The organism is Nocardioides sp. GCM10028917 (assembly GCF_042666175.1).
In the GTDB taxonomy this organism is placed as follows: domain Bacteria; phylum Actinomycetota; class Actinomycetes; order Propionibacteriales; family Nocardioidaceae; genus Nocardioides.
Genome location: NZ_JBHTFL010000001.1, coordinates 581,865 through 605,507 on the forward strand (window position 1 = coordinate 581,865; position 23,643 = coordinate 605,507).

Below are 23,643 nucleotides of genomic sequence, written 5' to 3' on the forward strand. Positions count from 1 at the left end.
TCCGTCGAGCTCAGCCCGACGACCTCGAGGCGACGAAGTCGGTAAGCGTCCCCACGCACTCGAAGACCTCGCCGGTGAAGTCGTCGTCGTCGATGACGATGTCAAAGCGGGTCTCCAGGGCTGCGGCCAGCTCGACCACGCCGAGCGAGTCCAGCTCCGGGAGCTCACCGAACAGTCCTGTGCTGCGGTCGAGCATGGGTGCGCGGTCCTCGATGCCCAAGGTGCGCGTGAGCACCTCGATGACGCTCGCAAGGGTCGCGTCCGTGTCCGGGTCTTCCATGGTGCTCCCTCGTTGGGGTGTGATGGTCAGGTCTACGGCGGTCACAGCAGGACCTCCACGGGAGCGGGGTGCCCCAGAAACGCGGTCGGACTGGCCGTCATCCCGTAGGCGCCCGCCTGGAACACGACAACGAGGTCCCCCACCTCGGGCCTCGGCAGGTCCACCCGGTCGCCGAGCAGGTCCAACGGCGTGCACAGGCACCCGACCACGGTGACCGAGGACGTATCGACGTCCCCGAGCCGGACGCCGAGAGCCATCGGGTAGTTGCGGCGGATGACCTGGCCGAAGTTGCCCGAGGCCGCGAGCTGGTGGTGCATTCCCCCGTCGACGACAGCGTACGCCTCCCCGCGCGACTCCTTCACGTCGACGACACGGGTGACGTAGACCCCGGCCTCCCCGACGAGATAGCGCCCGAGCTCAAGGGCGACCTGGGCGTTGGGCAGCGCCGGTGCCAGCCTCTCGTCCACCAGCGCTCCGAGCCGTTCCCCGACGAGGGAGAGGTCCAGCCGGCCGTCCTTCTCGAAGTAGGGGATGCCGAAGCCACCACCGAGGTTGACGTAGCGAGCCTCCTCCGGCAGGTGTGCTGCGAGCTCGAGAACGAGGTCGACCGTCTGCTCCTGGGCCTTGACGAGGATGTCCGCGCGCAGGTTCTGCGACCCGGCGAAGACATGGAAGCCCAGCATGTCGACATCCGTGGTCGACACCTCGCCCAGCAGCGCCGGCACCATCTCGGCGTCCACACCGAACTGCTGGGCTCCGCCGCCCATTCGCATGCCCGACCCCTTGACGGCAAAGGGCGGGTTGACGCGCACGGCCACCCGCGGACGGAGGGTCAGCTCCTTGCCCGTGCGGACGACGCGCTGGAGCTCGGTGCGCGACTCGACCTCGATGACCACACCGGCGGCCACCGCCTGGCGCAGCTCTTGGTCGGTCTTACCGGGCCCGGCGAAGCTGACCTGCTCGGCGGGGTGCCCCGTGTCGAGGGCGACCTTCATCTCCCCCGCGGAAGCCACGTCAAGAGAGTCCACCAACGTGGCAAGGTGCTGGACCACCGCCGGCATCGGGTTGGCCTTGACCGCATAGCCCAGCGTGACGCGGTCGGGCAGCGCACGGCGTACGTCCGCGACGCGCGTGGCGATCGCGGCCCGGTCGTAGGCGAAGAACGGCGTCGTCCCGACGCGTGCCGCGAGGCGGTCCAGGGGAACCCCGCCGACGACGAGCTGATTGCCGTCGCGGCCGAAGGCGGCGACGTGATCGGCGGCCCTCATCGCTCGAGCTCCGAACGCAACAGCACCCGGTCGAACTTGCCGTTCGGCGAGCGAGGCAGCGCGCCGCGGACGACGATCTCGGCAGGCACCATGTAGAGAGGGAGCCTGCGTCGCAGCATGGTCATCAGCTCCAGCTCGTCCAGACTCTCGCCATACGGACTGACGACCAGCACGATGCGGTGCCCGAGGGTGGGGTCGGGCAGGCCGAGCGCTACCGCATCAGTGACCAGACCCGTGTCGTAGACCACCTCTTCGATCTCGGTCGGGCTCACGCGGTAGCCACTGGTCTTGATCATGTCGTCAGTGCGGCCCACGAAGTAGAGGTAGCCCTCCTCATCGCTCACGACGCGGTCCCCCGACCAGACGGCCAGTTCAGGTGAGCGCCACCGCTGCTCAGGACCGGGCACGGGACGGAACCGCTCGGCCGTCCGCTCGATGTCACCCCAGTAGCCCATGGCCACGAGCGGCCCGCGGTGCACGAGCTCACCCTCCTCCCCGGGCGCACAGGGCGTCCCGTCCGGACCGACGATGAGGATTTCCGCGTTGGGGATGGCTTTGCCTATCGAGTCCGGTCGCGCGTCGACCTGCGCCGGGTCGAGGTAGGTGGAACGGAACGCCTCGGTGAGGCCGTACATCAGGAACGGACTCGCTGCCGGGAAGATCTCGCGCAGCCGGTCGAGGGTGGGCCGTGGCATCCGTCCACCAGTGTTGGCGAAGTAGCGCAGCGAGGTGCGCGCTTCATCTGGCCAGTCCACGGTCACCAGCTGGAGCCACAGCGGGGGGACACAGGTGAGCCCGGTGACGCCGTGGCGCGCGCACAGGCGGGGCAGGTCGCGGGGCAGGAGGTAGTTGTGGAGCACCACGTGGGCACCCACTGCGAAGGCGGTCGTCAGCTGGCTCAGGCCCGCATCGAAGCTCAGCGGGAGGGCCGAGAGGATCACGTCGTCGGCGGTGTTCTCGAGGTAGGAGCTCACGCTCTCGGCGCCCACGATGAGGTTGCGGTGGCTGAGCACCACACCCTTCGGTCGCCCGGTGCTGCCTGATGTGTAGAGGATCGCGGCCATGTCGAGGTCGACGTCCCCCGTGGCAGCGACCACACCTGGGGTCTCTGTGAGGAACGAGGAGAGGGCGTGCACCTGCACGTCGTCGCCAGGCTCGCCCTGGTCGCTGTCGACGACCAGCACGTGCTCCAGGTCGGGGCAGCCCTTGACCTCCTCTCGTACGGCGTTCCAGCGCTGGTGGGTGGTCACCAGGACGCGCACGCCGCAGTTGCCCAGGATGTAGGCGACCTGGGGTGCTTTGAGGACCGGGTTCACCGGCACGAAGACCCCGTCGGCGACCGAGGTGCCGAGCAGGGTCGCCACCGTGTCGGGCCGCTTGTCGAGGAAGATCGCGACCCGCTCACCCGGGCGAAGCCCCATGGTCGTCAGGACCCAGCCCACACTCTGGGCCCGTTCCCACAGCTCCGCGTACGTCAGGGACGTGTCTCCGTGGCTCAGGGCCAGGTGCTCGCCGCGGACGGCGGCCTGCTCCTCGACGAGGTGGTGCAGTCGGGTCCTTACCACGGTACGCATGTCAGCTCGCTATACAGGTAGTCGATGGAGTGGTCCGCCAAGTCCGGGCTGCGGAACATCCGGCGGCGAGGTGAGCGCTGGGCACGCGAGAGCCGCGGCGGCCGGCCTGTCACGCGCCGCTCGGCCAGGGTCACCAGAGTGAGGTGCCGCAGGAGGAGGTGCCGGTACGGCGCGTGTCCCGCGCGACCCAACACGACAGGGTCGGAGACGTACAGCAGAGTGGCGAAGACCGGTAACCCCCTGCGCCGGTCGCGGCGCGCCATGACGTAACAGGACTCACCGCCGACGGTCACCACGAAGTGAAGTGCGGCGCCAGCGTCGCGGTGGTCACGGTAGATGTCGAGCTCTCGATCCGTCAGGGCCCGCTCGATGTCGCGGGGGCGGCTCAGCAGGTGAACCCCGCGGCGCGACGGCAACGGCAGGTTAGGCACCAGCGCCGTGGCGGTGTCGAGGAACTCGAAGCCCAGGCGGGTGTTGAGGTCGATGACGTTGCCGCTGGGCGACAGGTCGACGAAGTCGTAGCCGCGCTGACGCAGCATCGCACGTGCCAACCGCACGCCATGGGCGCGGTCGCCTTCCAGAACGCACCAAGCGGCCAGGTTGCACACTCGACGGGTGCCCTCGTCCACGGTGCGTTCGGAGTAGAAGGCGAGGTAGACCCCGACCACGTCGTCGCCGCGCCGGAGCATGAAGCCGTGGTTGGGCGCGTCGACGCTCCACGTCGGCATCGCCGAACGGGCCCACTGATCGGCGCTGAGCCGGCTGTTGAGGTGGCGGTGCAGGAAGTCGCCGACCATTCCCACGTCTGCGTCCGTGATCGGCGCGACGTCGACCCCCCTCGGCCCGTCAACCATGCCATCACAGTAGGGAGGCGGGGATGCCCGTTGGCGGGAACGCACTCACCTACCTCAATTGGGGGAAAGCGTCGACGACCCTCCGGAGATCCCGTGGGAGGGTCCGAAGGGGTGTGGAACCATACGAGGGCGGGTCAGGGAAGCCCGTAGAGCGTGGAGGGGGCGGCGGTGCAGTTGATCGTGTTGTGGCGCACGCTCGTGCGCCGTTGGTATCTCGCCCTGGTCGTCCTCGCCCTCGTCGTGGCCTCGACGTACCTGGTCGTCCACCAGGTCGGCCCCACCTACAAGGCTGAGGGGTCAGCCCTGGTGTTCCCGCCTACGTCTTCGAGACTGGTCGGTGGCGCCACGAAGGTCCAGGGGAACCCATACCTCCAGTTGGCGGGCGTCTCCCAGGCACGCGACATCGTGATCCGGACCCTGAAGTCCAAGAGCATCCACGACGAGTGGGCGTCGGAGTTTCCGGGCTACGACTATGAAGTCACCCCGGACTTCACCAACAGTGCCCCGATCATCCTCTTCACCGTGGAGGGCAGCTCGTCCACCGGATCAGCGGCAGCGCTCCACGGCCTGATGGAGCACGTACCCGTCGTCCTGCTCGAGCTCCAAGACGGCTTGGGACTGACCCAGTACGACATGGTCACGGCGAAGGACCTGACGCGCGACGAGGTCCCGGAGGTGATACGCAAGACCCAGATCCGGGCTGGCATCCTCGCGGCAGCGGTCACGCTGACCCTCGGTCTGCTCCTCCTGGCCCTGCTGGAGTCGCTGCTCGCCGCGCGGACCCGCACGCGGACGGACCCGATCACCATGCTGACGCAGGTCGAGCCGCACGAGGCGGACGCGCCGACGCCGCCGGACGACCGCGGCGACACCCAGCCCGCCGAGCCCCCCGACACGCGGCTAGTTGTGTCCCGCCTGTCCAAGGGCCGGAAGAAGCCGTCCCTCGGCCACGTCGAGCCCGAGGGCGCGGACCACGCGCGGGGCGAGAAACTGACATCCGTGCCCGTCCCCACGGGTCGGATGAGCGGAAGACAGGGATGACTCAGGTAGGGACCACCACCGGCACCATCCGCGCCCGGGCCGGCGTGGACGCGACGGCGATCCTCACCACCTATCTCGTGCTGCTCTGGTTCGTCCCCTCGACCATGGTCGTCCCTGCGCTGGGAAGCGCCGGCAGCCCGTCCAACCTTCTCGGGGTGGGCTGCTTCTCCTGGTGGGTCTGGTTCCACGTGCAGCGCGCGGAGGACACAGGCGTTGGCTTCCAACCGGTGCGAGCGGCCATGCTGGGCTGGCTGCTCATCATGCTTGTCGTCTACGCCCACGCCATGGCGAGCCCGATCCTGGGCGACGAGATCAGCGTCGCGGACAACGGCATCCTTCGTTTGCTGGGCATGGCGGGAGTTCTTCTCCTTGCCACCGACGGCATCACGACCCGTGAGCGCCACCGCGTGCTGCTGCGACGTCTCGCGCTGGCGGCCGGCGTCGTGGCCGTGCTCGGCCTGGTCCAGTACGCCACCCACCAGATCTGGGTCGATCGACTGTCGATCCCCGGGCTCACGGCAAGCACGGCCGGTCAGGAGCTCAGCGAGCGCGCGGGCTTCGCGCGCCCGAGCGGCACCTCGACCCACCCGATCGAGTACGGCGTCGTGCTCGCCATGGCGCTGCCACTCGTCATCGCGCTCGCGGGCGGGCAGCACCGCCAGCGGTTGTTCTTCCGTGTCCTGTTGGTGCCCATGATCCTCTCGATCTACCTCTCGGTCTCCCGCTCGGCGTATGTTTGCGCCTTGGTCGCCCTGGTCGTGATGGCACTGTCGTGGGACCACAGGAAGAGGATCCACGCCGGCTTCTTCCTGCTCGTCACAAGCGTGGCGATGTATCTGTGGGTCCCGGGGCTCCTTGGCACGATCGTCACCCTGTTCTCGCAGGGGGAGGACGACCCCAGCGTGGCCTCGCGGACGGGCAGCTACGAGATCGCAGCGCAGTTCATCACCAACAGCCCGTTGCTGGGACGCGGCTTCGGCACGTTCCTGCCGAAGTACTGGATCCTCGACAACGGCTACCTCGGCCTGCTGATCGAGGGCGGGATCCTCGGCCTCGTGGGCCTGCTGGCCGTGATCGTCGCAGGGGTCCTGGCAGCCCGCCGCGCCCGATCCTGGTCCACCGACCCCGACGACCGACAGATGGCCAGAGCCTTGATGGCCTCGATCATGGCCGGCGCCTGCGGCCTGGCGTTCTTCGACACCTTCGCCTTCCCGCAGACAGCCGGCTGCGTCTTCCTCGTCATCGGGTTGGCGGGGTCGATGCGGCGGCTCGAGGAGCGCGCGGCGCCGGCGTCCGATCGCAGCCACCCGATCCCCCCCTGACAGGCTTCAGACTTCAGACCTTGGCGAGCACCTCGCCGAGCCCCGCCTCGAACCTCTCCCAGGAGAACATCAGCGACGCACGCTCGGAGCCTCGGGCACCGAGGCGGAGTCTGCGCTCAGCGTCGGCGACGAGTCGCTCGACCTCACGGGCGAAGGACTCGACGTCCTCCCTCGGCACCAGCACGCCGGCATCCCCGAGCTGGTGGGCGACGCCACCGACGTCGAAGGCAACGACTGGCTTGCCGAGGAGCATCGCCTCCATCACCACGAGCGGGAACGGGTCGTCCCGCGAGGGCAGCGTCATGATGTCGAACCCAGCCATGGCCGCGGAGGGATCGGCGGAATGTCCGGTGAACTCCACGCCGGCGATGGTGGCGGCTACCGCGGGGGGTTCTCCGTCACCGACCCAGACGAAGCGCAGGCTCCCGGGCGGGGCGGAGCAGACCAGGAGCCGGGCCACCTGGAGCCAGAGGTCGACGCCCTTGCGATGCTCCACTGCACCGACGCACCCGACCACGACCGGTCGCGCGGTCGACTCCGAGGGTGAGGGCGAGAGCGCGGATGCTGCCCCCAGGACCCTCGTCGCGTCGGGGATCGAGAGCAACAGGTCCACGTCTTCGCGCGGCGCACCGAGCGCGACCAGGGCGTCGGCGACGCTGGGCGAGCAGGCGACGAGGCGGACCCGCCCGCCGGGCAGGCCATCGATCCCCACCCGGTCGAGGAAGACGCGCAACACCTCGCCCGACTCGTGGACGTGCAGGACGGCGGGTCGGCGTAGGAGGTTGGCGGCGCGGACGTAGCCGGCCGACGACGTCGAGTTGGCGTAGACGAGATCGGGTCGGTGCACCGCGACCACGACCACGGCCACGGCGACCTCCAGCAGCCCGGCCACCCGGCTGCGGATCGGTCCCGGCCGGGACCACAGCCTCCTCAGCACCCGCCACAGCGGTGGCACGCGTACCGGCGCCACATCGCCGAAGTCGCGTAGCAGAGGGCCTGGTCGCTGGGACACCATGCGTACGTCGTGCCCTTGGCCGACCAGGCCGCGGGCCACGAGTGCCGCGATGCGGGGCGCCCCGGTGCGGGACGCCTCGTGGCTCACCAGCAGCACTCTGCTCACGACGGCGCGCCCGATGAGAGTGTGACCCGGCGGCCGACGCGGCCGAGCAGATCGCGCGCGGCGAGGTAGCCGACATCCCCGAGGCGGACCAGCCACGAGTCGCCGTGGGCGAGGCTCTCGCGGTAGATCGCCTCCAGGTGGTCGGCGCCGGCCTCGAGTCCATAGCGGTCACTGACGAAGCCCAGCCCCCACTCGCCCAGCCGGCGCCGCGTGTGGAAGTCGGCCAAGGCGTCGAGGTGGGCCAGGAACTCGACCACAGGCCTTTCCGGGGCGCGCCTGCCGTAGTAGCCATCTGCAGTGAACTGCTCCACCGACTCAGCCGAGCAGAGCCGACTGAAGCCGGCTTCGCCGAGCACGATCAGTGGGGTCGCGTGGGCCATGACCCGCAGGGCGGAGCCGCCCATGGCGAGACCGATGTCGGCAGCGGCGTAGGCCGGGTGCGGATCGGCCAATGAGCCCGTGAGCACGACCGCCGGGCGCCCGAGCGAGCGGTTGACCTCCCCGGCGCGCTGACGCACCCGAGCCATCCCGCTGCCGTCACCGACGACGACGAGGCGCAGCCGTGGGTCGTCGCGCTCGACGAGCGCGTCCATCGCGAGCATGATCCCCGGCAGCTTGTCCACGCCGTGGAGCTCCTGCGCCCTGGGCAGCGCGTCGACCCGGCCGACGAGCACCAGCGCAAGGTCGTCGGCGGCAAGGCCATGCTCTCGGCGGAACGCGACGGCAGCATCCGCGTCTGGACGGTCGCGGGTCAGGTCAACAGGCGGCTCGAGCAGGTAGGAGCGCGGTCCGTGCCGGTCCAGTGCCTCCTGGTGCAGGCCTCCGGTGCCCACCACCAGAGACGTACGTACGGTGACCGGAAACTCGTTGTTCATCAGCCAGTTGTGCACGACGGCCGCCCGATGACGGCCCGGCCCGCAGGCGAGCACGGCGCCCCGCCCGAGCCACGCAGCGAAGACGTGGAGGACGTCCAGGTCGTGCCGGCGGACCTGGCGACGGAGATGCCGTGCACGACGGAACAGGCCGCCGGTCGCGGGGATGCGGATCACGCTGAAGCCGGCCGCCTCGGCATAGGGCAGCACCGAGACGGACACTTCGTCGTCGACAGCGATGATGACGATGTGATGACCCCGCGCCCGCAGGGTGCGAGCAAGGTCGATCGCGTTGATGGGGCACCCGCCGAGGGCCAGGCCCTCCAGGACGATGCCGACCCGCAGCGACTGCTCAGGTGCGGACACGGCAGTGGTGGTGGATCGGCCCGGGATCAGTTTCCGCATGAAGCGGGTGACCTCCGGCAGGTCCTGCTCGATCATCGACCTGGCGGCGACGAGGTAGACGCCGACGGCCGCGAGGCCGCCGGTGACGAGCCCGCGCGCAGGGTCCGCTATCCAGCTGCCGCAGAGCCAGGCGGCACCCCCGGCCGCCCCGGCCGCCATCGCGGGCCGGACCAGGGTGAGTCCCAGCGTGGCGGGAAGCCGCCCCAGGCGTGAGCGCATCGCCCACAGGTAAGCCGGCAGCGACACCAGGAGCACCACGGCGATGTGAGCCCACGCCGCGCCGACCAGGCCACCAACCGTGGTGCCCCAGATCATGGCCGGCACGAGGACAGTGACCCAGGCGACCTGCACCAGCAGCAGCTGGGTCGTGGCGCCGATGGCCACCAGCACGTTGACATAGAGGAGTGTGAAGGCGAAGCAGGCCCCGTACACCGCGAGGACGGACAGCACGGGTGCAGCGTCGGCCCACTTCTCGCCGAAGACCGTGTGCACCAGGTTCGGCGCCATGGCCACGCTGCACGCCGCGATCGGGAGGGCGACCAGTGCCACCAGCCGCGTGGCCGACACCAGCGTCTGGACCAGACGTTCACGGTCGTCACCGACGCGACCGAAGGCCGGCAGCACGACCCCGTTGAGCACGGAGCCGAGCACCGCGGTGGACCAGCCTGCCACGTTGAAGGCGATCATGTAGATACCGACCTGCTCCGCCGTCAGGAGGCGGCCCAGGACGAGGTAGTCGGCATTGAGCAGCGTCCAGTTGATGAGGTTGGCCAAGGCCAGCGGCAGCCCGAACCGCATCAGCGGTCCCACCAGCTCCGGCCGCCACTCCGGGCGGTATCGCCGGTCGAGGCACGCGACGAACACCAGCCCGGTCACGACCTGGCCGACCACGCGCGACCACGAGAACGCCAGCGCGCCCTGTCCCATCTGGGCGAGGACGATCAGCACCACGTTGGCAGGGACGAAGCCGGCCAACATGCCCCACAGGATCCGGTCCTGGCGGAAGTCGCGCACCAGCTGCGCGCCTGGCACGGCGAAGAGGCCGGTGAGCGCGAGGCAGATCGACATCACACGGAGGGGCCCCTCCGCATCGGGCATCCCGAGGACCCCGGCAAGTGGTCCGGCGAAGACGGCCATCAGCGTCGCGAGCCCGAAGCTGACCAGGATGGAGATCGACGAGACGGTCCCGGCAATGTCCTCGGGCTCTATCACAGATCGCGCTACTGCGGAGGCCATACCCAGCTCGGCCAGACTCGTGACGACGACGAAGACCGCCAGCGCGATGGCGAAGACGCCGAACTCGTCAGGCGAGAGGATCCTGGCCACCACCGCGGTGACGCAGATGCCGGCGATCCGCATCACGATGTTGCCGACCGCGGCCCAGACCACGCCGCGCCCGACGTTGCGGCGCAGGTCTTCCTCGACTTCGTCCGGTCCGACCGCCCCCAGCGGTGCGGTGGTCTCCCCGACTGTCACGTTCCGTCCCCTCGTCGGTTCGTGGATGTGGTGTTCCGACGTCACGGGGACGCGCGGAACACCACGTCCACGAAGTAGTTGGTGGAGTTCCAGGAGGCGTTCGGCAACCCGCCGCCGGTGCCGTAGCGGTAGCGGCCGTTGTTGCCAGCTGGCGCCGTCAGCGGACCGACGACTCGCGGTGCGTTGAAGTAGGCGGGTGTCGCGGAGTAGTGGCCGTTGGGTGCGTAGTAGGACACGACGTACGACGTCCCGGCCGTGACCGGCACCGGCGTCGGGAAGGTCGCCGTCTGCCACCCCCCGTCGGTCTCGTCGGCGAACGTCACCTCGCCGAGACGCTCGCCGGTGGTCGTCCACACCGACCCGGTGTGGGTTCCGGTGTTGCCCGAACCCTTGTAGAACTTCACCGCCGTGACGGTGCCGCTCTGCGTCGGCGTGAACACGGTCCCGAGCTCGACCGCGTCGGGGTCGTTCACCGACGGCGTGGTCGGCACGACTCCGTCGAGGAGCGAGGTCGAGGCAACGACGGCCGTGCGGAAGGTCCAGGTCTGCGTCGGGAGCACGGCACCCTCGGTGGAGATCGCGTTCGAGAGGGTCGCGGTGTACTCGGTGTCGGGCGCAAGGGCGCTGTCCGGCGCGAAGGTGACGGTCGAGCCACCCCCGGACAGAGCCGCGCTGCCGGGCACGGCCGAGCCGCCGCCCTCGAGGCTCATCGTCCAGCCGGTCGCCAGCGGCGCCGACAACCTGATCGACGCCTGCGTGCTGACCGTGACCCCGGTCGCCCCCGGCGCGGGAGTCTGCGACTCGACAGTGATGGAGGGCGGCGTGCGCTGGAAGACCACGTCCACGAAGTAGTTCGCCGCACCCCACGAGTAGGTGGGGAAGCCGCCGCCGGCGGCGTACAGGTAGCGCCCGTTGGCCGCCGCGGGTGCGGTGAGGTCACCCGCGGTCCACGGTGCGGCGAAGAAGTTGGACGTGTAGGAGTAGTGGCCCACCGGCGCGTAGTAGGACGCGACGTACCTCTGCCCGGCCTGGACCGCCACCGGAGTGGACAGCGTCGCCGTCTGCCAGCCCGCCGCGGTCTCACCGGTGTAGGTCACCTGCGCCAGGCGAGTGCCGGTGCCCGACCACAAGGAGCCGGTGTGGGTGCCGGTGTTGCCCGCACCCTTGTAGAAGCGAAGGGCCGTCACGAAGCCGTTGCGGCTGGGCTCGAGGACCACGCCGAGCTCGACCGGGGAGCCGTCGTCAGCGTTGTCGACGACCGGGATGGAGTCGCCGAAGAGGGTCTGCTGGTCCAGGGTCTCGGGTCCCCGCGTGCGGAAGCTCCAGGTCTCGGCGGGTAGCGCTGCGCCGTCCGCAGAGACGACCCCGGTGAGCGAGACCCTCACGTCGGCATCCGCCGGAAGCATCGCTGAGGGGGTCCACACGAGCTCGAGGCCGTCGCCGCTGAGCACGGCCGAGCCGGCGAGCGTCGAGCCGCCGCTGCTGACCGTCAGCGAGGAGCCCGCGACGATCGGTCCACTGAACCCGACCCGGACGTTCGAGGCTCGAGGTACGCCGAGCGCACCCCCGGCCGGGGTCCTGCTGGTGATCGAGATGGCCGGGTCCACCTTCTCGAAGACGACGTCCACGAGGTAGCTCGTCGACGAGGAACCGCCCGGGAAGCCGGTGCCGTACGTGTAGGCGCCCGCCGTCGAGGTCACCGTGAGCGGGGGGCGCGACAGGTTGGCTGCAGCGAAGGCATTCGGCGTGGCGGAGTAGCGGCCTACCGTGGTGCGGTAGGAGGCGACGTACGACGTGCCCTTGCGAACCGTGACGGGCGAGGGGAACGTGAGGGTCTGCCATCCGGTCGTCGACTCGTCGGTGAACGTCCCGGTCGCCAGGACCGTGCCGTCGGTGGCCCAGAGCGTGCCGGTGTGCGACCCGGTGTTGTTGAGGCCCTTGTAGAACCGCACGCCGGTCACTTGACCGTTGGTGTCCGGGGTGAACCGGACACCCAGGGTGACCGGGTCGCGGTCGAGGTCCTCGAGCAGCGTCGGGGTGAGCGAGTCGTCGAACAGGGTGCACGGGCACACGCCGGGCGGGTTCGGCGGCTTGACGGTCGTGAAGGACCACGTGTCGCCGGAGCTGACCGGGTTGCCTGACGTGTCGGTGCCGGTGACCTTGGCGGTGTACTCCACGAAGCCCGCGAGCGGGGCGCTGGGCGTGAAGGTCACGGTCCGGGTCGAGGCGTCGTACGCCGTGGCGCCGGTGACCGTCGTTCCGTTGGCGTCCTTCAGTGTCAGCGCAGCGGATCCCGCAGCCAGCGGCTTGGAGTACTTCGCGCTCACTGTCGTGCTGGTCGGCGTGCTCGAGGAACCGGGTAGCGGCGCCTGGTTGAGCGCGATGAGGGCCGAGCTGTCCGTCGTGGTGAAACTGACGTCGACGTAGTAGTTGGCGTTCTGGTAGCTCTGGCTCGGGAACTGCCCCGGGTTGGCGAAGAGACCGCCGGCTGGGGCGCCGTAGCCACCCTCGACCATCAGGGCACCCGCCTCCCGTGCGCGGGACGAGAAGCCCCAGCTCTCGAGCGCGTAGTTGCCCGAGGGCGCGGTGTAGGACGCGACGTAGGCTTCGCCGGCCGCGACCGCGACCGGTGTCTGGAACGTCACGCCCTGCCACCCCGTGGCGGATTCGTTGGTGAAGGTGGCCCGCCCCAGGCGTTCACCGGCGCTCGACCAGAGCGATCCGACGTGCGTGCCGGAGTTGCCCGCGCCCTTGTAGAAGCGGACGCCGGTGACGAAGCCGTCGGCCAGCGCCACGAAGCGCACGCCAAGCTCGACAGCGGAGGGGTCGTTGGACGCGGGGACCTTCGGCAGCTCGGCTCCGAAGATGCTGCACGGGCACTGCGCGTTGAACGCGCGCGTCACCGCGGTCCCGATGTTGGCCGAGTCGTCCATGGCGCGCACGCGGATCGGAGTGCTGCCGAGGCCGCGCTGCAGGAAGGTGTAGGACCACGAGGTGGTGCCGGTGGCGGCGCTCCAGCTCTCGCCGGCGTCGGTGGAGACCTCGACACCCGCGACCCGTCCTCCACCGGTGTCGGCAGCCGTGCCGGACACCGTGACGTACTGGCCGTTGGGCTGGTTGGCACCCGCCGCGGGGCTGGTGATGGTGACCGTCGGCCCGACGGTGTCGGTCGACCTGGCGGCCGCGACGAGGCCGGTCATGAGGGTGCTGGGCTGGGCGCCCATGTCGGCGAAGAGATTGACCTGAGCTTGCTGCATCCGGACGTCGGCAGGCTCGGAGGCGTACGCCGAGTCGTGCACGGCGTCGAGGCCCCACGTCCACTGGACGGAGCCGGCGCTGAAGACGAGTGCCCCGCTGGGCGCCTTGTACATCGTCAGGTTGTGCCGGGTGGTGCCCGAGGCCACGGTGTTGCCGAAGTCCTGCAGGTACTCCGGGACGGCCCCGACCGTTGTGGACAGTCGCACCAGGCCGTCGGGCCGGTGTCCGTTGTCCACGTCTTCGTTGGACTCGTAGCCCACGGTGTGCGGTGCGAGCGAGGCAGTCCCGCTCGACATCGTGGAGAGGGGCGTGTTGCGCCACAGCCGCAGCTTTCCCTCGGCAGCGCTCACCTGGACGGCGAGGTCACTGAAGTTGACCTGGTACTGGGTGCCGACCAGGGCGTTCTCCGGTACACCGGCACCACGGCTCGGTGGAGCGAAACGCGGGTCACGCCAGGTGCCCGTCCACTCCGGGTCCGGGTCAATCTTGGCGTTGCTCCACGTCTCCTTGTAGGACGTCAACGTGCGGTAAGCGGTGTTGCTGCCGTCGATGGAGGGCTGGTAGCGCGTCTTCCAGTAGCCCTCGTTGCCGGCCAGGAACTGGAGATGGACTCCTGCGTCACGAGCCGCCTCGATGTTGGCCCGCTGGGCCTTGCTCCAGTACTCGTCGTGGCCGACGGACAGGAACACCTTGTGGTTCCTGATGAGGTTGCCCCGACGGTCGGAATCGACACCGGCGATGTAGCTGACGTCGTAGCCGTTGCGCTCCATGAAGCGAACCATGGCGTACTCGGCCGACATGAAGAAGTCGCGGCCCTTCTCGCGACCGCGCGTCAGCACAGGGCGGTTGTAGCTCACCTTGTAGGCGCGACCGTTCGAACCACCGCCGTAGAAGAAGGCGCCACCGTAGGTGTTGTAGGCCTGCCAGGTGGGGTCGGCGGTCTGGAAGACGACGTCGGAGGTGCTGGCGTCGTCGCGGACGATGAAGGTGATGTGGCTGCCGTCGCCGGTGGACCGCTTGACGTGGGCGATGTAGACACCCGAGACGGCGGTGGCGGGGACGTTCCACGAGGCCGAGACGCCCCAGTTGCCGCAGTCGTAGAGGTCGGTCGTGAGATCGGTGATGCAGTTGGGCTGGTTCTGCGGCAGCGAGGCGCTCGGGGTCACCGAGGCGATCTTGCGGGCCCCCAGTCCCTGGTAGTAGCCCATCCGGTAGACGTCGACGGTGTACGAGGAGGCAGAGGTGTCGATCTTGAAGTCGATGCGCTGACCCACATTGACCGAGATGTCGGTGGCGAACCCCTGGATCTGCGGGTCTCCGGCGCCGTCGATCTCCCAGACGTCGGGATCGGTGCCCGGCTTGGAGTTCTCGCAGGCGATCTTGTTGCCGCCGGGGGCGCAGGGATCGGCCGCGTTCGCGGGTGCGGGTCCGCCCAGCGCCAACGGACCTAGGAGCGCATTGAGTGCCGCGACGAGCACGAGCGCAAGCAGCCTCACCGTCCACGCCCGCCCGAGACCCACCGTGCCCACCGTGTGACTCGCGACAGCGCTGTCCATCTCGTCCCCATCCTTTGGCGCACCCCAAAGGCGCCACGGTCAGATCTTCTTGGCGCGACGCCCGAGCGGCGAGCGAGGGAATCCGATATCCCCAATTTCAGTACGCCGTCAGGCACCCGTCGCCGGAATTGGCGCGCGGCGCGAGCGCTGGCGCGGGATCCGCACGCCGCTGATGTGCAGCGGCGGCGGGTCGGTGACCTTGGTGACGGTGCGGCTCGCGGCTGCCACGAGGTCGCGCGCCTTGAGGCTGTCGGCGTCGCGCGAGACGCACAGGTCGCGCAGGGCGAGCTCGAGGGCGATCGTGAGCTGGTGGTCGTCGACGTGCTCACCGTGCATCGCCCGGCGGGGCACCAGGATGGGGCACTTGCCGTTCTCCAGGGCCATCAGCGCGATGCCGGTGCCGGCGTGCGCCACCACGACGTCGGCAGCCCGGATCGCGGCCGCCATCTCCTCGGACGGCACGCGCTCGCGGGCGTCGATCCCGAGGCCGGTGACGTCGGTGCCGCCGGTCTGCCACAGCACCTCCGCGCCGTCCGGCACGAGGGGCACCAGGCGGTCGAGGAGCCGGCGGAAGCCGTAGCCGTCCTGCGTGCCGAGGCTCACCACCATCGACCGCACGGGGCGCTCGACGGCCGGGGCCGTCTCGTACAGCTCCCACGGCGAGGCGAGGAACTGCCAGTGCCCCCGCGCCAGGGCGCTGGACTGGCTGAAGGTCGTGATGCCCGGCACCATCGCGAGGGCACGGCCCGACAGCGACGGGGCGTCCAACCGGGTCGCGCTCTCGATGTAGACCGTCTCGATGCCGCGCAGCCGCGCCTGCGGCAGCACCGCGAGGGCGAGAGCCGCGCCGGTGCTGACCACCAGTGACACGTCGTGGTCGGCGAAGAGGCTGCGGCACGCGAGTGCGTTGCGGGCCAGCGCCCGGGTGTCCCGGGGCGGGCACGGCAGCGCCCAGTGGACCCGCTGACCCGCGAGCAGCGACTCGGTCTGCGGCGTGCGGGGCGTCACCCACACCACGTCGTCGCCCACGCCGAGCCGCGGCCGCAGCGTGTGCAGCTGCATCAGGTGGCCGCCGTCGTTGGCGACGAGCAGGGTCGTCACGACCGGCCGCCCGCCACCGCGTCGGCGAGCACCTCGACGACGCGGTCCTGCTGGGCCTCGGTCAGGTGGGGGTGCATCGGCAGCGACAGGATCTCCCCGGCCGCGGTCTCCGCGACCGGCGCGGTCCCGCGCCCGAGCCCCAGATGGGCGTAGGCGCCGGTCAGGTGCACCGGGTACGGGTAGTGGATGCCAGCGCCCACCCCGGCCCGGCCCAGCTCCGCCAGGACCCGGTCCCGCTCGGCGACCCGGACGACGTAGAGGTGCCACACGTGCTGCCCGTCCGCGCCGAGCAGCGGGCGGCGTACGCCCGGCACGTCGACCAGCAGGCGGTCGTAGCGGGCGGCCGCGCGGACCCGCAGCTCGTTCCACTTCTCGAGCCGGTCGAGCTTGGCCCGCAGGTAGACCGCCTGCACGGTGTCGAGCCGGGAGTTCATGCCGATGACGTCGTGCACGTAGCGGGTCGACGACCCGTGGTTGCGCAGGCGGCGCACCTCGGCAGCGATGGTCGCGTCGTCGGTGGTGACGGCGCCGGCGTCGCCCGCGGCGCCGAGGTTCTTGCCCGGGTAGAAGCTGGTCGCCGCGACCGTGCCGAGCGCACCCGCGCCGCGACCACCGAGCCGGGCGCCCTGGGACTGGGCGGCGTCCTCGACGAGGGGGACGCCCGCATCGCCGCAGACCTGCGCGAGCCGCTCCATCGGCGCAAGCTGGCCGAAGAGGTGCACGGCCACGACGGCCTGGGTGCGGTCGGTCATCGCATCCTGCACCTGCTCGGGGTCTATCAGGAGGCGCTCGTCGTCGCAGTCCACGAGCACCGGCACGGCGCCGATCCGCGAGACCGCCTCAGCGGTGGCGATGAAGGTGTTGGCCGGGATGACGACCTCGCCCCCCGATCCGACCCCCGCTGCCCGCAGTGCGAGCTCCAGCGCGTCGGTGCCGTTGGCGACCCCGACGCAGTGGTCGACGTCGACGAAGGAGGCGTACTGGTGCTCGAAGTCCGCGACGGGTGGGCCGTCGACGAACGCCGTGGCCGCGAAGACCGCGGCGATCCCCGCCTCCACCTCGGCCGCGACCTCCGCGTGCTGCGAGGCGAGGTCGACGAAGGGGACGGTGGTGCTGTTCCGGGTCATGCGTGGACTCCTGTCCGGATCGGTCGGGCGGGCACTCCCACCCAGGTCTCTCCTGCGGGGACGTCGTCGAGGACCACCGAGCCCATCCCGACGGTGGCGTCGGCGCCGATGCGTACGCCCTCGCGCACGGAGGCGTTCATGCCGAGGTAGGCCGCCTCACCGACCTCGACGTCACCGCCGAGGGAGACCCCTGCGCAGAGGGTGGCGAAGTCGGCGATGGTGCAGCCGTGCGTGAGGGTCACGTGGGGCATCAGGACGACGTGCTCGCCGACCTCGACGTCAGCGGTCAGCACCACGCCGTCCAGGGCGATCGAGCCCCGGCCGATGTGGCAGCTGCCGGGCAGCACGAGCCGCGGGTGCAGCAGGGTGGCGTAGCGGGAGGCGCCGAGGCCGACCATGGCGAGGCGCGTCGCGACCCGCCGACGGAGCCGGCCCTTGCCGAGGGTGAGGAGCACCTCGTGGTCGACCAGCCCCGTGACCAGGTCGACGCCGCCGAGCACCGGCGCGAGGCCGTGCAGCGTGCCCCACCGGGCCGGGTCGTCGTCGACGACCTGGACGGGACCGTCGTGCTGGACGAGGACGGCGACCGCGGTCGCCTCCCGGGCCAGCCCGCTGGCGCCGACGAGGACCAGCCCGCTCACGGTCGCCACGCCGATCCGAGGGCGTCGCACACGCGCCGGTGCTCGGCGTCGGTCATCTGGTGGAACAGCGGCAGCACCAGCGTCGCGTCGGTCAGCCGCTCGGTGACCGGGAGGGGCGCGTGGGCCAGCTCGGCGTGCGCGGGCTGCCGGTGCGCTGCCATGATGCCGCGGCGCGCCGAGATCCCGGCGGCGGCGAGGTGCTCCATCATCTGCTCGCGGTCCATCGGGTGCTCGGGCAGGACCTCGAGCCAGCAGGACTGGAAGTTGGTGGTCCCCCAGGCGGGGTCCCCCACCAGGCGCAGGCCCGGCAGACCCGCCACCGCATCGGCGTACCTCGCGGCGAGCTCGCGGCGACGGGCGACCATCTCGGGGAGCCGGCCGAGCTGAACCAGCCCGACCGCTGCCTGCAGGTCGGTCATCCGGAAGTTGAAGCCGACCTCGTCGAAGCTCTCCGGCGGCGCGAGGACGCTCGCGTGCCGGTCGGCGGCGGAGACGCTCATCGCGTGCTCGCGCAGCCGGCGGGCGCGCTCGGCCCAGTCGGCCCGCGACGTGGTGAGCATGCCGCCCTCGCCGGTGGTGAGCAGCTTGCGCGGGTGGAAGGACCAGGTGGCGATCTCCGCCTCCGACCCGACGGGGCGGCCGTGCGCGGTGGACCCGGCCGCACAGGCCGCGTCTTCCACCACGGTGATGCCGAGGGGGTCGCACCAGGCACGGATCCCCCGCAGGTCGAGGGGTACGCCGCCCTGGTCCACGGCGATCACCGCGCGCGTCCGCGGGGTGACCACCGTGGCGATCGTGGCAGGCGTGAGGTTGCCGGTGACGGGGTCGACGTCGGCGAAGACCGGCGTTGCCCCGACGTAGGTCGGCGCGTTGGTGGTGGCGACGAAGGAGAACGACGGCACGACGACCTCGTCCCCGGGCCCGACGCCGGCGACGACGAGGGCCAGGTGCAGGGCCGTCGTGCAGCTGTTCAGCGCGACGGCGTGCGCGACCTGCTGGGACTCGGCGAAGGCGGCCTCGAACTGTGCCACCCGCGGCCCCTGGGCCACCCATCCGGAACGCAGCACCTCCGAGACGGCAGCCACCTCCTCCTCGCCGAGCCACGGCTGCATCACGTTGATCCGGGTGAGCTGCTCCTCAGCCAGGCGGTCGAGGCTCATCGCGACACCGCCACGGCGCGTCCCGCGGCGATCTGCTCGCGCTGGGGGCGCCACCACTCCACGAGCTGGCGCAGGCCGTCCTCGAGGCCGGTGGTGGCGACGAAGCCGAGGTCGCGCTCGGCCGCGCACGTGTCGGCTAGGCGGCGTACGACGCCGTTGACGCCGCGCTCGGGACCGTGCTCGACGGGCAGGTCGGAGCCCATCACCCGCAGCAGCGCCTCGGCGAGCCCCAGCAGGCTGGTCTCCTCGCCGCGGGCGACGTTGTAGACGCCCTCGACCACGCCGGAGGACGCCGCCAGCACGTTGGCGCGCGCGATGTCGGTGGTGAAGACGAAGTCCATGGTCTGGCGCCCGTCGCCGAAGATCAGCGGCGGCAGGCCGTCGTCGATGCGCTCCATCCATCGGACCAGGACCTCGGTGTAGAGGCCGTGCACGTCCATCCGCGGTCCGTAGACGTTGAAGTAGCGCAGGGCGACGTAGTCGAGGCCGTGCATCGCCCGGAAGCTGCGCAGCATGCCCTCGTTGAAGGTCTTCGCCGCGCCGTAGAACGTGTCGTTGTCGTAGGGGTGCTGGTGCTCGGGGGTCGGGAACTCTTCGGCCAGCCCGTAGACCGAGGCCGACGACGCGGCGACCAGCTTGTCCACGCCCGGCACCGACGCGGCGGCCTCGACGACGTTGAAGGTCCCGTCGACGAGCACCTCCAGGGCCAGCCGGGGCTCCTCGGCGCACTGGGTGATCCGGATCGCGGCCTGGTGGAAGACGACGTCGCAGCCGCTGGTCAGGTCGTGCACCAGGTCGCGGTCGCGGATGTCGCCGCGCATTAGGACCAGGTCGGCACCGTCGCGCGCGAGGGCGTCGCCGAGGTTGGCCTCGCGTCCGCGGACGAAGTTGTCGAGGACCCGCACCTGGGCCGCCCCGGCGTCGAAGAGCTGGTCGACGAGCGTCGACCCGATCGTGCCGGCACCGCCGGTCACCAGCGCGGTCGCGCCGGCCAGGGCCGTCATCGGACGCCCTCCATCACGGGCTCGCTCACGTTGCCCGCCACTGCGGCTCCCGCCTGGCGGGGCACCGGCGGCGGACCCGCCGGCACCGGCAGCGCGGCGTCGTACGACGTCTCCGAGCGATCGGCCAGCCGCTGCGAGGCGGCCTCGAGCACCTCGAGGACGCGCAGCCCGGACCGGCCGTCGGTCAGCGCCGGACGGCCCTCGTGGATGGCTGCGGCGAACTCGCCGACCATCGACCCGAGGGCCTCGCGCTCGGGGAGCGCCGGGGACCAGGTGTCGCCCAGGCGGTAGGAGACGGTGGAGGCGGCACGGTCGGCGCCGGCGACCGACGTGCGGGCCAGGTCGACGCCGCGGTCGTAGATGCTGAGCCGCTGCTGCGGGTTGAGGTCGTCCCACACGAGCGTGCGGCGCGACCCGCCGATCACCATCTGGCGGATCTTGGTCGGGCTCAGCCAGTTGACGTGCACGTGCGCGAGGCCGTCGTCCGGCAGCGGCAGGGTCAGGTGGCCGACACAGGCGCGGCCGGCGCCGATGGGGTCGGCGCCGGTCGCGCCGATGCCCGTGGTCGGAAGACCCCCCGGCAGCACGAAGTCGAGGATCGCGAGGTCGTGCGGCGCCAGGTCCCAGAGCACGTCGATGTCGGGCTGCACCAGCCCGAGGTTGATCCGGACCGAGTCCACGAAGTGCACCTGGCCCAGCTCGCCGCTGCCCACCAGCTCGCGCATCTTCTGCACGGCCGGCGTGTAGCAGTAGGTGTGGTCGGTCATCAGGACCAGGCCCTGCGCGTCCGCCAGGTCCACCATCGTCCGGCCGCGCGAGACGCTGTCGGCCAGCGGCTTCTCCACCACCACGTGCTTGCCCGCGCTCAGCGCCTGCAGCGCGAGCCCGTGGTGCGTACGAGCCGGGGTGGCGATGGCGACGGCGTCGATCCGCGGGTCGTCGAGCACCCGCTCGACGCTGTCGGTCACCTCGACGTGCGGGCCTGCGACGCGGCGCGCCCGCTCGAGGTCGAGGTCGCAGACCAGCTCGAGGTTCCAGTCTGGGGACGCCCCGAAGTTGCGGACCAGGTTGGGGCCCCAGTAGCCGGCGCCGATGACGGCGATGCCCAGCGGGCCGTTGGTGCGGGTGCTCATCGTGCTTCCTCCAGTCGGCCAGCGGCCTCCACGTAGACCTCTCCGGTGACCGGGCAGATCCACCGGTCACGGTTGTCCGAGACGAGCGGGACGCCGCTGCGGCCCACCCAGCCGATCCGCCTCGCGGGCGAGCCGACGACGAGCGCGTGGTCCGGCACGTCGCGCGTCACGACCGAGCCCGCTCCGACACTGGCCCACCGACCGATCCGCACCGGGGCGACGCACACCGCGCGCGCCCCGACGGACGCTCCCTCCTCGATGGTCACCCCGACGGGTTCCCAGTCGTCGGCGTCCTTGCGCCGTCCGTCGGTCGTCACCGCCCGCGGGTAGGTGTCGTTGGTCAGCACGACCGCCGGTCCGATGAAGACGCCGTCGCCCAGGACGGCCGGCTCGTAGACCAGCGCCTGGTTCTGCACCTTGCACCGCTCCCCGATGCGCACGCCCGGGCCGACGTAGACCCCGCGCCCGAGGATCGTGCCGTCGCCGACCTGCGCCCCCGAGCGCACGACGGTCTGGTCCCACACCTGCGCGCCGGGACCGACGCGGGCGCCGTCCTCGACGGTCGCGGTGGGTGCGACGAGGGCGCGGTCCCGGGACCCGGGACGCGCGTTGGACAGTGAGGTCATGTGCGTGAGCTCTCGTCTCGTTGCCAGGTGGTGAAGTCCCCGGACCTCAACGCCCTGCGGGCGCCGAGCCGGGCGGCGACGTGGACTGCCACGAACACCGGAAGTCGGAGGGCCAGGCCGGGCCGGGTGACGGCGAGGCCGAGCAGGGTGCGCGCCCCGGTGCGCGAGCCGGGACGGCGTACGCCGAGCTGGCCGGCCTGGGCGTTGCCCGTCGCGATGCGGATGCGGCGGCGCACGAGGTCGCGGACGGTGCGCGGCGGGTGCACGACGGCGACGGCGCTGGGCACCACCCGGCGCTCCTCGCTGCTGAACGAGTCGGACATGCCGAGGTCGTCGGCCATCATCCGTGGGAGCGCGGCGACCCGCGCCTGCCCCTGCTGGGACAGGACGACGACGCCACGGCCGAAGAGGCCGGACTCCACCTGGGGCAGCGCCTCCCAGACGTCGTAGTACCACCGCACCCAGCGCGAGCACCCCGTGCGCGGGACGTCGCGGCGCGGGGCGGTGGCGAGGACCTCGTCGCGGGTGATCGGCTCGATGAGCCGGAGCGCGGCCGCGCCGTCGAGCTCGATGTCGGCGTCGAGGTGGATGCGCGGGAAGACGTCGGTGGCCGCGTTGCCGACCCGCACGGCCTCGACCTTCGAGGGCTGCGGTATCTCGATGACGCGCGCGCGCGGGTCCACCTGCCGGGCGACCTCGGCAGTCTCGTCGGTGCACCCGTTGCACACCACGACCACGTCGAGGTCGTCGTCGTGGGTGCCCTCACGGAGGGCACGCAGGTTGCGGCCGATGCTCGCTGCTTCGTTGTGCGCAGGAATGATGACGCTCGCGACAGCCATCCCCACTCCCCCACGTCCAGTGCCGACCGAGCGGCTGGCACTGTCAGATCTTGAGGAGCCGGGAGCCCTGCACGGCCTCCGGGAAGACCCTTTCGCCAATATTGGTGAGCACGTACAGCCCCTGGTAGACGAAGGCCGCTTCGACCGCCTTCTGTGCGAGCCGGTGACCTTGCCCGGCGGCGTACATCTGGGTCAGGATCCGGGCGGCCCGATGCTTCGACTCCGTCCTGCGGGCCACCTCAGCCGCGAGGTGCGTCACCGCGCTGCCGCCCGCCTGCCAGTCCCAGTCACCGGTGGCGCCGATGATCTGATCCGTCTGATACTCCTCGATGACGGAGTAGCCGGCCTGTCGAAAGAGACGGCGATGAAAGCGCTTGCCCCGCAGGATCCGGTGGGTCCGGTCGAACAGTCCGTCCGGAGGCCGCTGTCGGTCCCGGGCGATCTGCGCCAGCTCGCGGTGCGTCGCGATGCTGAACGCGGAGATGACAGGCATGCTCACGATCACGACGTGGTCCTCGGGAAGCAGCGTGCGCCCTGCCCTCAGGATCGCCAGGGCGTCCGACGGTTCGAAGTGCTCCAGCACGTCGAGGAGCACCACTGTGTCGAACGGTGTGGCTCGCAGTCGCTGGAGAAGCTCCGGGGGAAGGTCCAGGAGGCTGGCTTTCACGGCTTCGTACCGAGGCCCTTCACCCCGGGCTCCGCGCTCGTGGGCGATCTGGTTGGCGAGGTCCACGGAGGCGGCGTCGAAATCTATGCCCAGGGCGTAGAAGCTCGGATCCAGGCCGTAGGTCCCGACCCCGTCGCTGCAGCCCAGGTCCAGGACGTTCTTCGTGCGGCTGAAGCGGCGGATGAGCTCGTACGTCGATGCATACAGGCCGTCGCGACTGACGACGTCGATGTCCCGTTTCGCGGTGTACGTCCCCGTGCCGACGTTCTCGATCCCGTAGGCCACGAGGTGCTCTCTGGCGGCGTGTCGATCCATGTCC

Annotated in this window: 18 protein-coding genes; 2 read left to right on the forward strand and 16 right to left on the reverse strand. The window is 70.8% G+C overall.

The window, feature by feature from the left end:
• Window positions 1–10: 10 nt before the first annotated feature.
• From ACFQW6_RS02795 to ACFQW6_RS02810, 4 genes are read right to left on the reverse strand one after another with little or no spacing between them, the layout of a single operon-like run.
• Window positions 11–280, reverse strand: a complete 270-nt coding sequence (locus ACFQW6_RS02795) for a phosphopantetheine-binding protein (protein WP_378540975.1) — start codon at window positions 278–280, stop codon at window positions 11–13.
• A gap of 41 nt (window positions 281–321) precedes the next feature.
• Window positions 322–1,548 carry a pyridoxal-dependent decarboxylase, exosortase A system-associated gene (locus ACFQW6_RS02800; protein ID WP_378540978.1) on the reverse strand — a complete coding sequence of 409 codons (1,227 nt, stop codon included), beginning with the start codon at window positions 1,546–1,548 and terminating at the stop codon, window positions 322–324.
• Entirely contained in the window at window positions 1,545–3,122 is a 1,578-nt protein-coding gene (locus ACFQW6_RS02805; RefSeq protein ID WP_378540980.1) for an acyl-CoA ligase (AMP-forming), exosortase A system-associated, read from the reverse strand. Before ACFQW6_RS02805 ends, ACFQW6_RS02800 begins: the two co-directional genes overlap by 4 nt.
• On the reverse strand, window positions 3,107–3,919 hold the full coding sequence (locus tag ACFQW6_RS02810; protein ID WP_378540983.1) for a hypothetical protein: 813 nt from the start codon (window positions 3,917–3,919) through the stop codon (window positions 3,107–3,109). The genes ACFQW6_RS02805 and ACFQW6_RS02810 overlap by 16 nt, the downstream gene beginning before the upstream one ends.
• Window positions 3,920–4,144: 225 nt before the next feature.
• Between ACFQW6_RS02810 and ACFQW6_RS02815 the strand changes: the two genes are divergently transcribed.
• Together ACFQW6_RS02815 and ACFQW6_RS02820 are read left to right on the forward strand one after the other, a co-directional pair.
• On the forward strand, window positions 4,145–5,017 hold the full coding sequence (locus tag ACFQW6_RS02815; RefSeq protein WP_378540986.1) for a hypothetical protein: 873 nt from the start codon (window positions 4,145–4,147) through the stop codon (window positions 5,015–5,017).
• Window positions 5,014–6,339, forward strand: coding sequence for an O-antigen ligase family protein (locus ACFQW6_RS02820; protein ID WP_378540988.1), 1,326 nt, complete (start codon window positions 5,014–5,016; stop codon window positions 6,337–6,339). Before ACFQW6_RS02815 ends, ACFQW6_RS02820 begins: the two co-directional genes overlap by 4 nt.
• Window positions 6,340–6,352: 13 nt before the next feature.
• Here the strand turns inward: ACFQW6_RS02820 and ACFQW6_RS02825 are convergent, their stop codons facing one another.
• The 12 genes from ACFQW6_RS02825 to ACFQW6_RS02880 form a co-directional block, all read right to left on the reverse strand.
• Window positions 6,353–7,441: a glycosyltransferase family 4 protein gene (locus ACFQW6_RS02825; protein WP_378540990.1), complete on the reverse strand. Its 1,089-nt coding sequence runs from the start codon at window positions 7,439–7,441 to the stop codon at window positions 6,353–6,355.
• Between the two features lie 14 nt (window positions 7,442–7,455).
• Window positions 7,456–10,212, reverse strand: coding sequence for an oligosaccharide flippase family protein (locus tag ACFQW6_RS02830; protein ID WP_378540992.1), 2,757 nt, complete (start codon window positions 10,210–10,212; stop codon window positions 7,456–7,458).
• 41 nt (window positions 10,213–10,253) lie between these two features.
• A complete protein-coding gene (locus tag ACFQW6_RS02835) occupies window positions 10,254–15,026 on the reverse strand; it encodes a DUF4082 domain-containing protein (RefSeq protein WP_378540994.1) in 4,773 nt (1,590 codons plus the stop codon).
• Between the two features lie 108 nt (window positions 15,027–15,134).
• Window positions 15,135–16,127 (reverse strand): glycosyltransferase, encoded by a 993-nt coding sequence (locus ACFQW6_RS02840; protein WP_378540996.1) that lies wholly within the window; start codon window positions 16,125–16,127, stop codon window positions 15,135–15,137.
• Window positions 16,124–17,254, reverse strand: coding sequence for a DegT/DnrJ/EryC1/StrS family aminotransferase (locus ACFQW6_RS02845; RefSeq protein ID WP_378540998.1), 1,131 nt, complete (start codon window positions 17,252–17,254; stop codon window positions 16,124–16,126). The genes ACFQW6_RS02840 and ACFQW6_RS02845 overlap by 4 nt, the downstream gene beginning before the upstream one ends.
• Window positions 17,251–17,904: a NeuD/PglB/VioB family sugar acetyltransferase gene (locus ACFQW6_RS02850; RefSeq protein ID WP_378541000.1), complete on the reverse strand. Its 654-nt coding sequence runs from the start codon at window positions 17,902–17,904 to the stop codon at window positions 17,251–17,253. Before ACFQW6_RS02850 ends, ACFQW6_RS02845 begins: the two co-directional genes overlap by 4 nt.
• Entirely contained in the window at window positions 17,892–19,055 is a 1,164-nt protein-coding gene (locus tag ACFQW6_RS02855; protein WP_378541003.1) for a DegT/DnrJ/EryC1/StrS family aminotransferase, read from the reverse strand. Before ACFQW6_RS02855 ends, ACFQW6_RS02850 begins: the two co-directional genes overlap by 13 nt.
• Window positions 19,052–20,059 carry an NAD-dependent epimerase/dehydratase family protein gene (locus ACFQW6_RS02860; RefSeq protein WP_378541004.1) on the reverse strand — a complete coding sequence of 336 codons (1,008 nt, stop codon included), beginning with the start codon at window positions 20,057–20,059 and terminating at the stop codon, window positions 19,052–19,054. The genes ACFQW6_RS02855 and ACFQW6_RS02860 overlap by 4 nt, the downstream gene beginning before the upstream one ends.
• The gene (locus ACFQW6_RS02865; protein ID WP_378541007.1) at window positions 20,056–21,192 is read right to left on the reverse strand and encodes a Gfo/Idh/MocA family protein; all 1,137 of its coding nucleotides are present in this window, start codon (window positions 21,190–21,192) and stop codon (window positions 20,056–20,058) included. The genes ACFQW6_RS02860 and ACFQW6_RS02865 overlap by 4 nt, the downstream gene beginning before the upstream one ends.
• Window positions 21,189–21,818 (reverse strand): acyltransferase, encoded by a 630-nt coding sequence (locus ACFQW6_RS02870; RefSeq protein WP_378541009.1) that lies wholly within the window; start codon window positions 21,816–21,818, stop codon window positions 21,189–21,191. The genes ACFQW6_RS02865 and ACFQW6_RS02870 overlap by 4 nt, the downstream gene beginning before the upstream one ends.
• A complete protein-coding gene (locus tag ACFQW6_RS02875) occupies window positions 21,815–22,657 on the reverse strand; it encodes a glycosyltransferase (RefSeq protein ID WP_378541011.1) in 843 nt (280 codons plus the stop codon). Before ACFQW6_RS02875 ends, ACFQW6_RS02870 begins: the two co-directional genes overlap by 4 nt.
• A gap of 43 nt (window positions 22,658–22,700) precedes the next feature.
• On the reverse strand, window positions 22,701–23,639 hold the full coding sequence (locus ACFQW6_RS02880) for a class I SAM-dependent methyltransferase (RefSeq protein WP_378541013.1): 939 nt from the start codon (window positions 23,637–23,639) through the stop codon (window positions 22,701–22,703).
• Window positions 23,640–23,643: the final 4 nt, after the last annotated feature.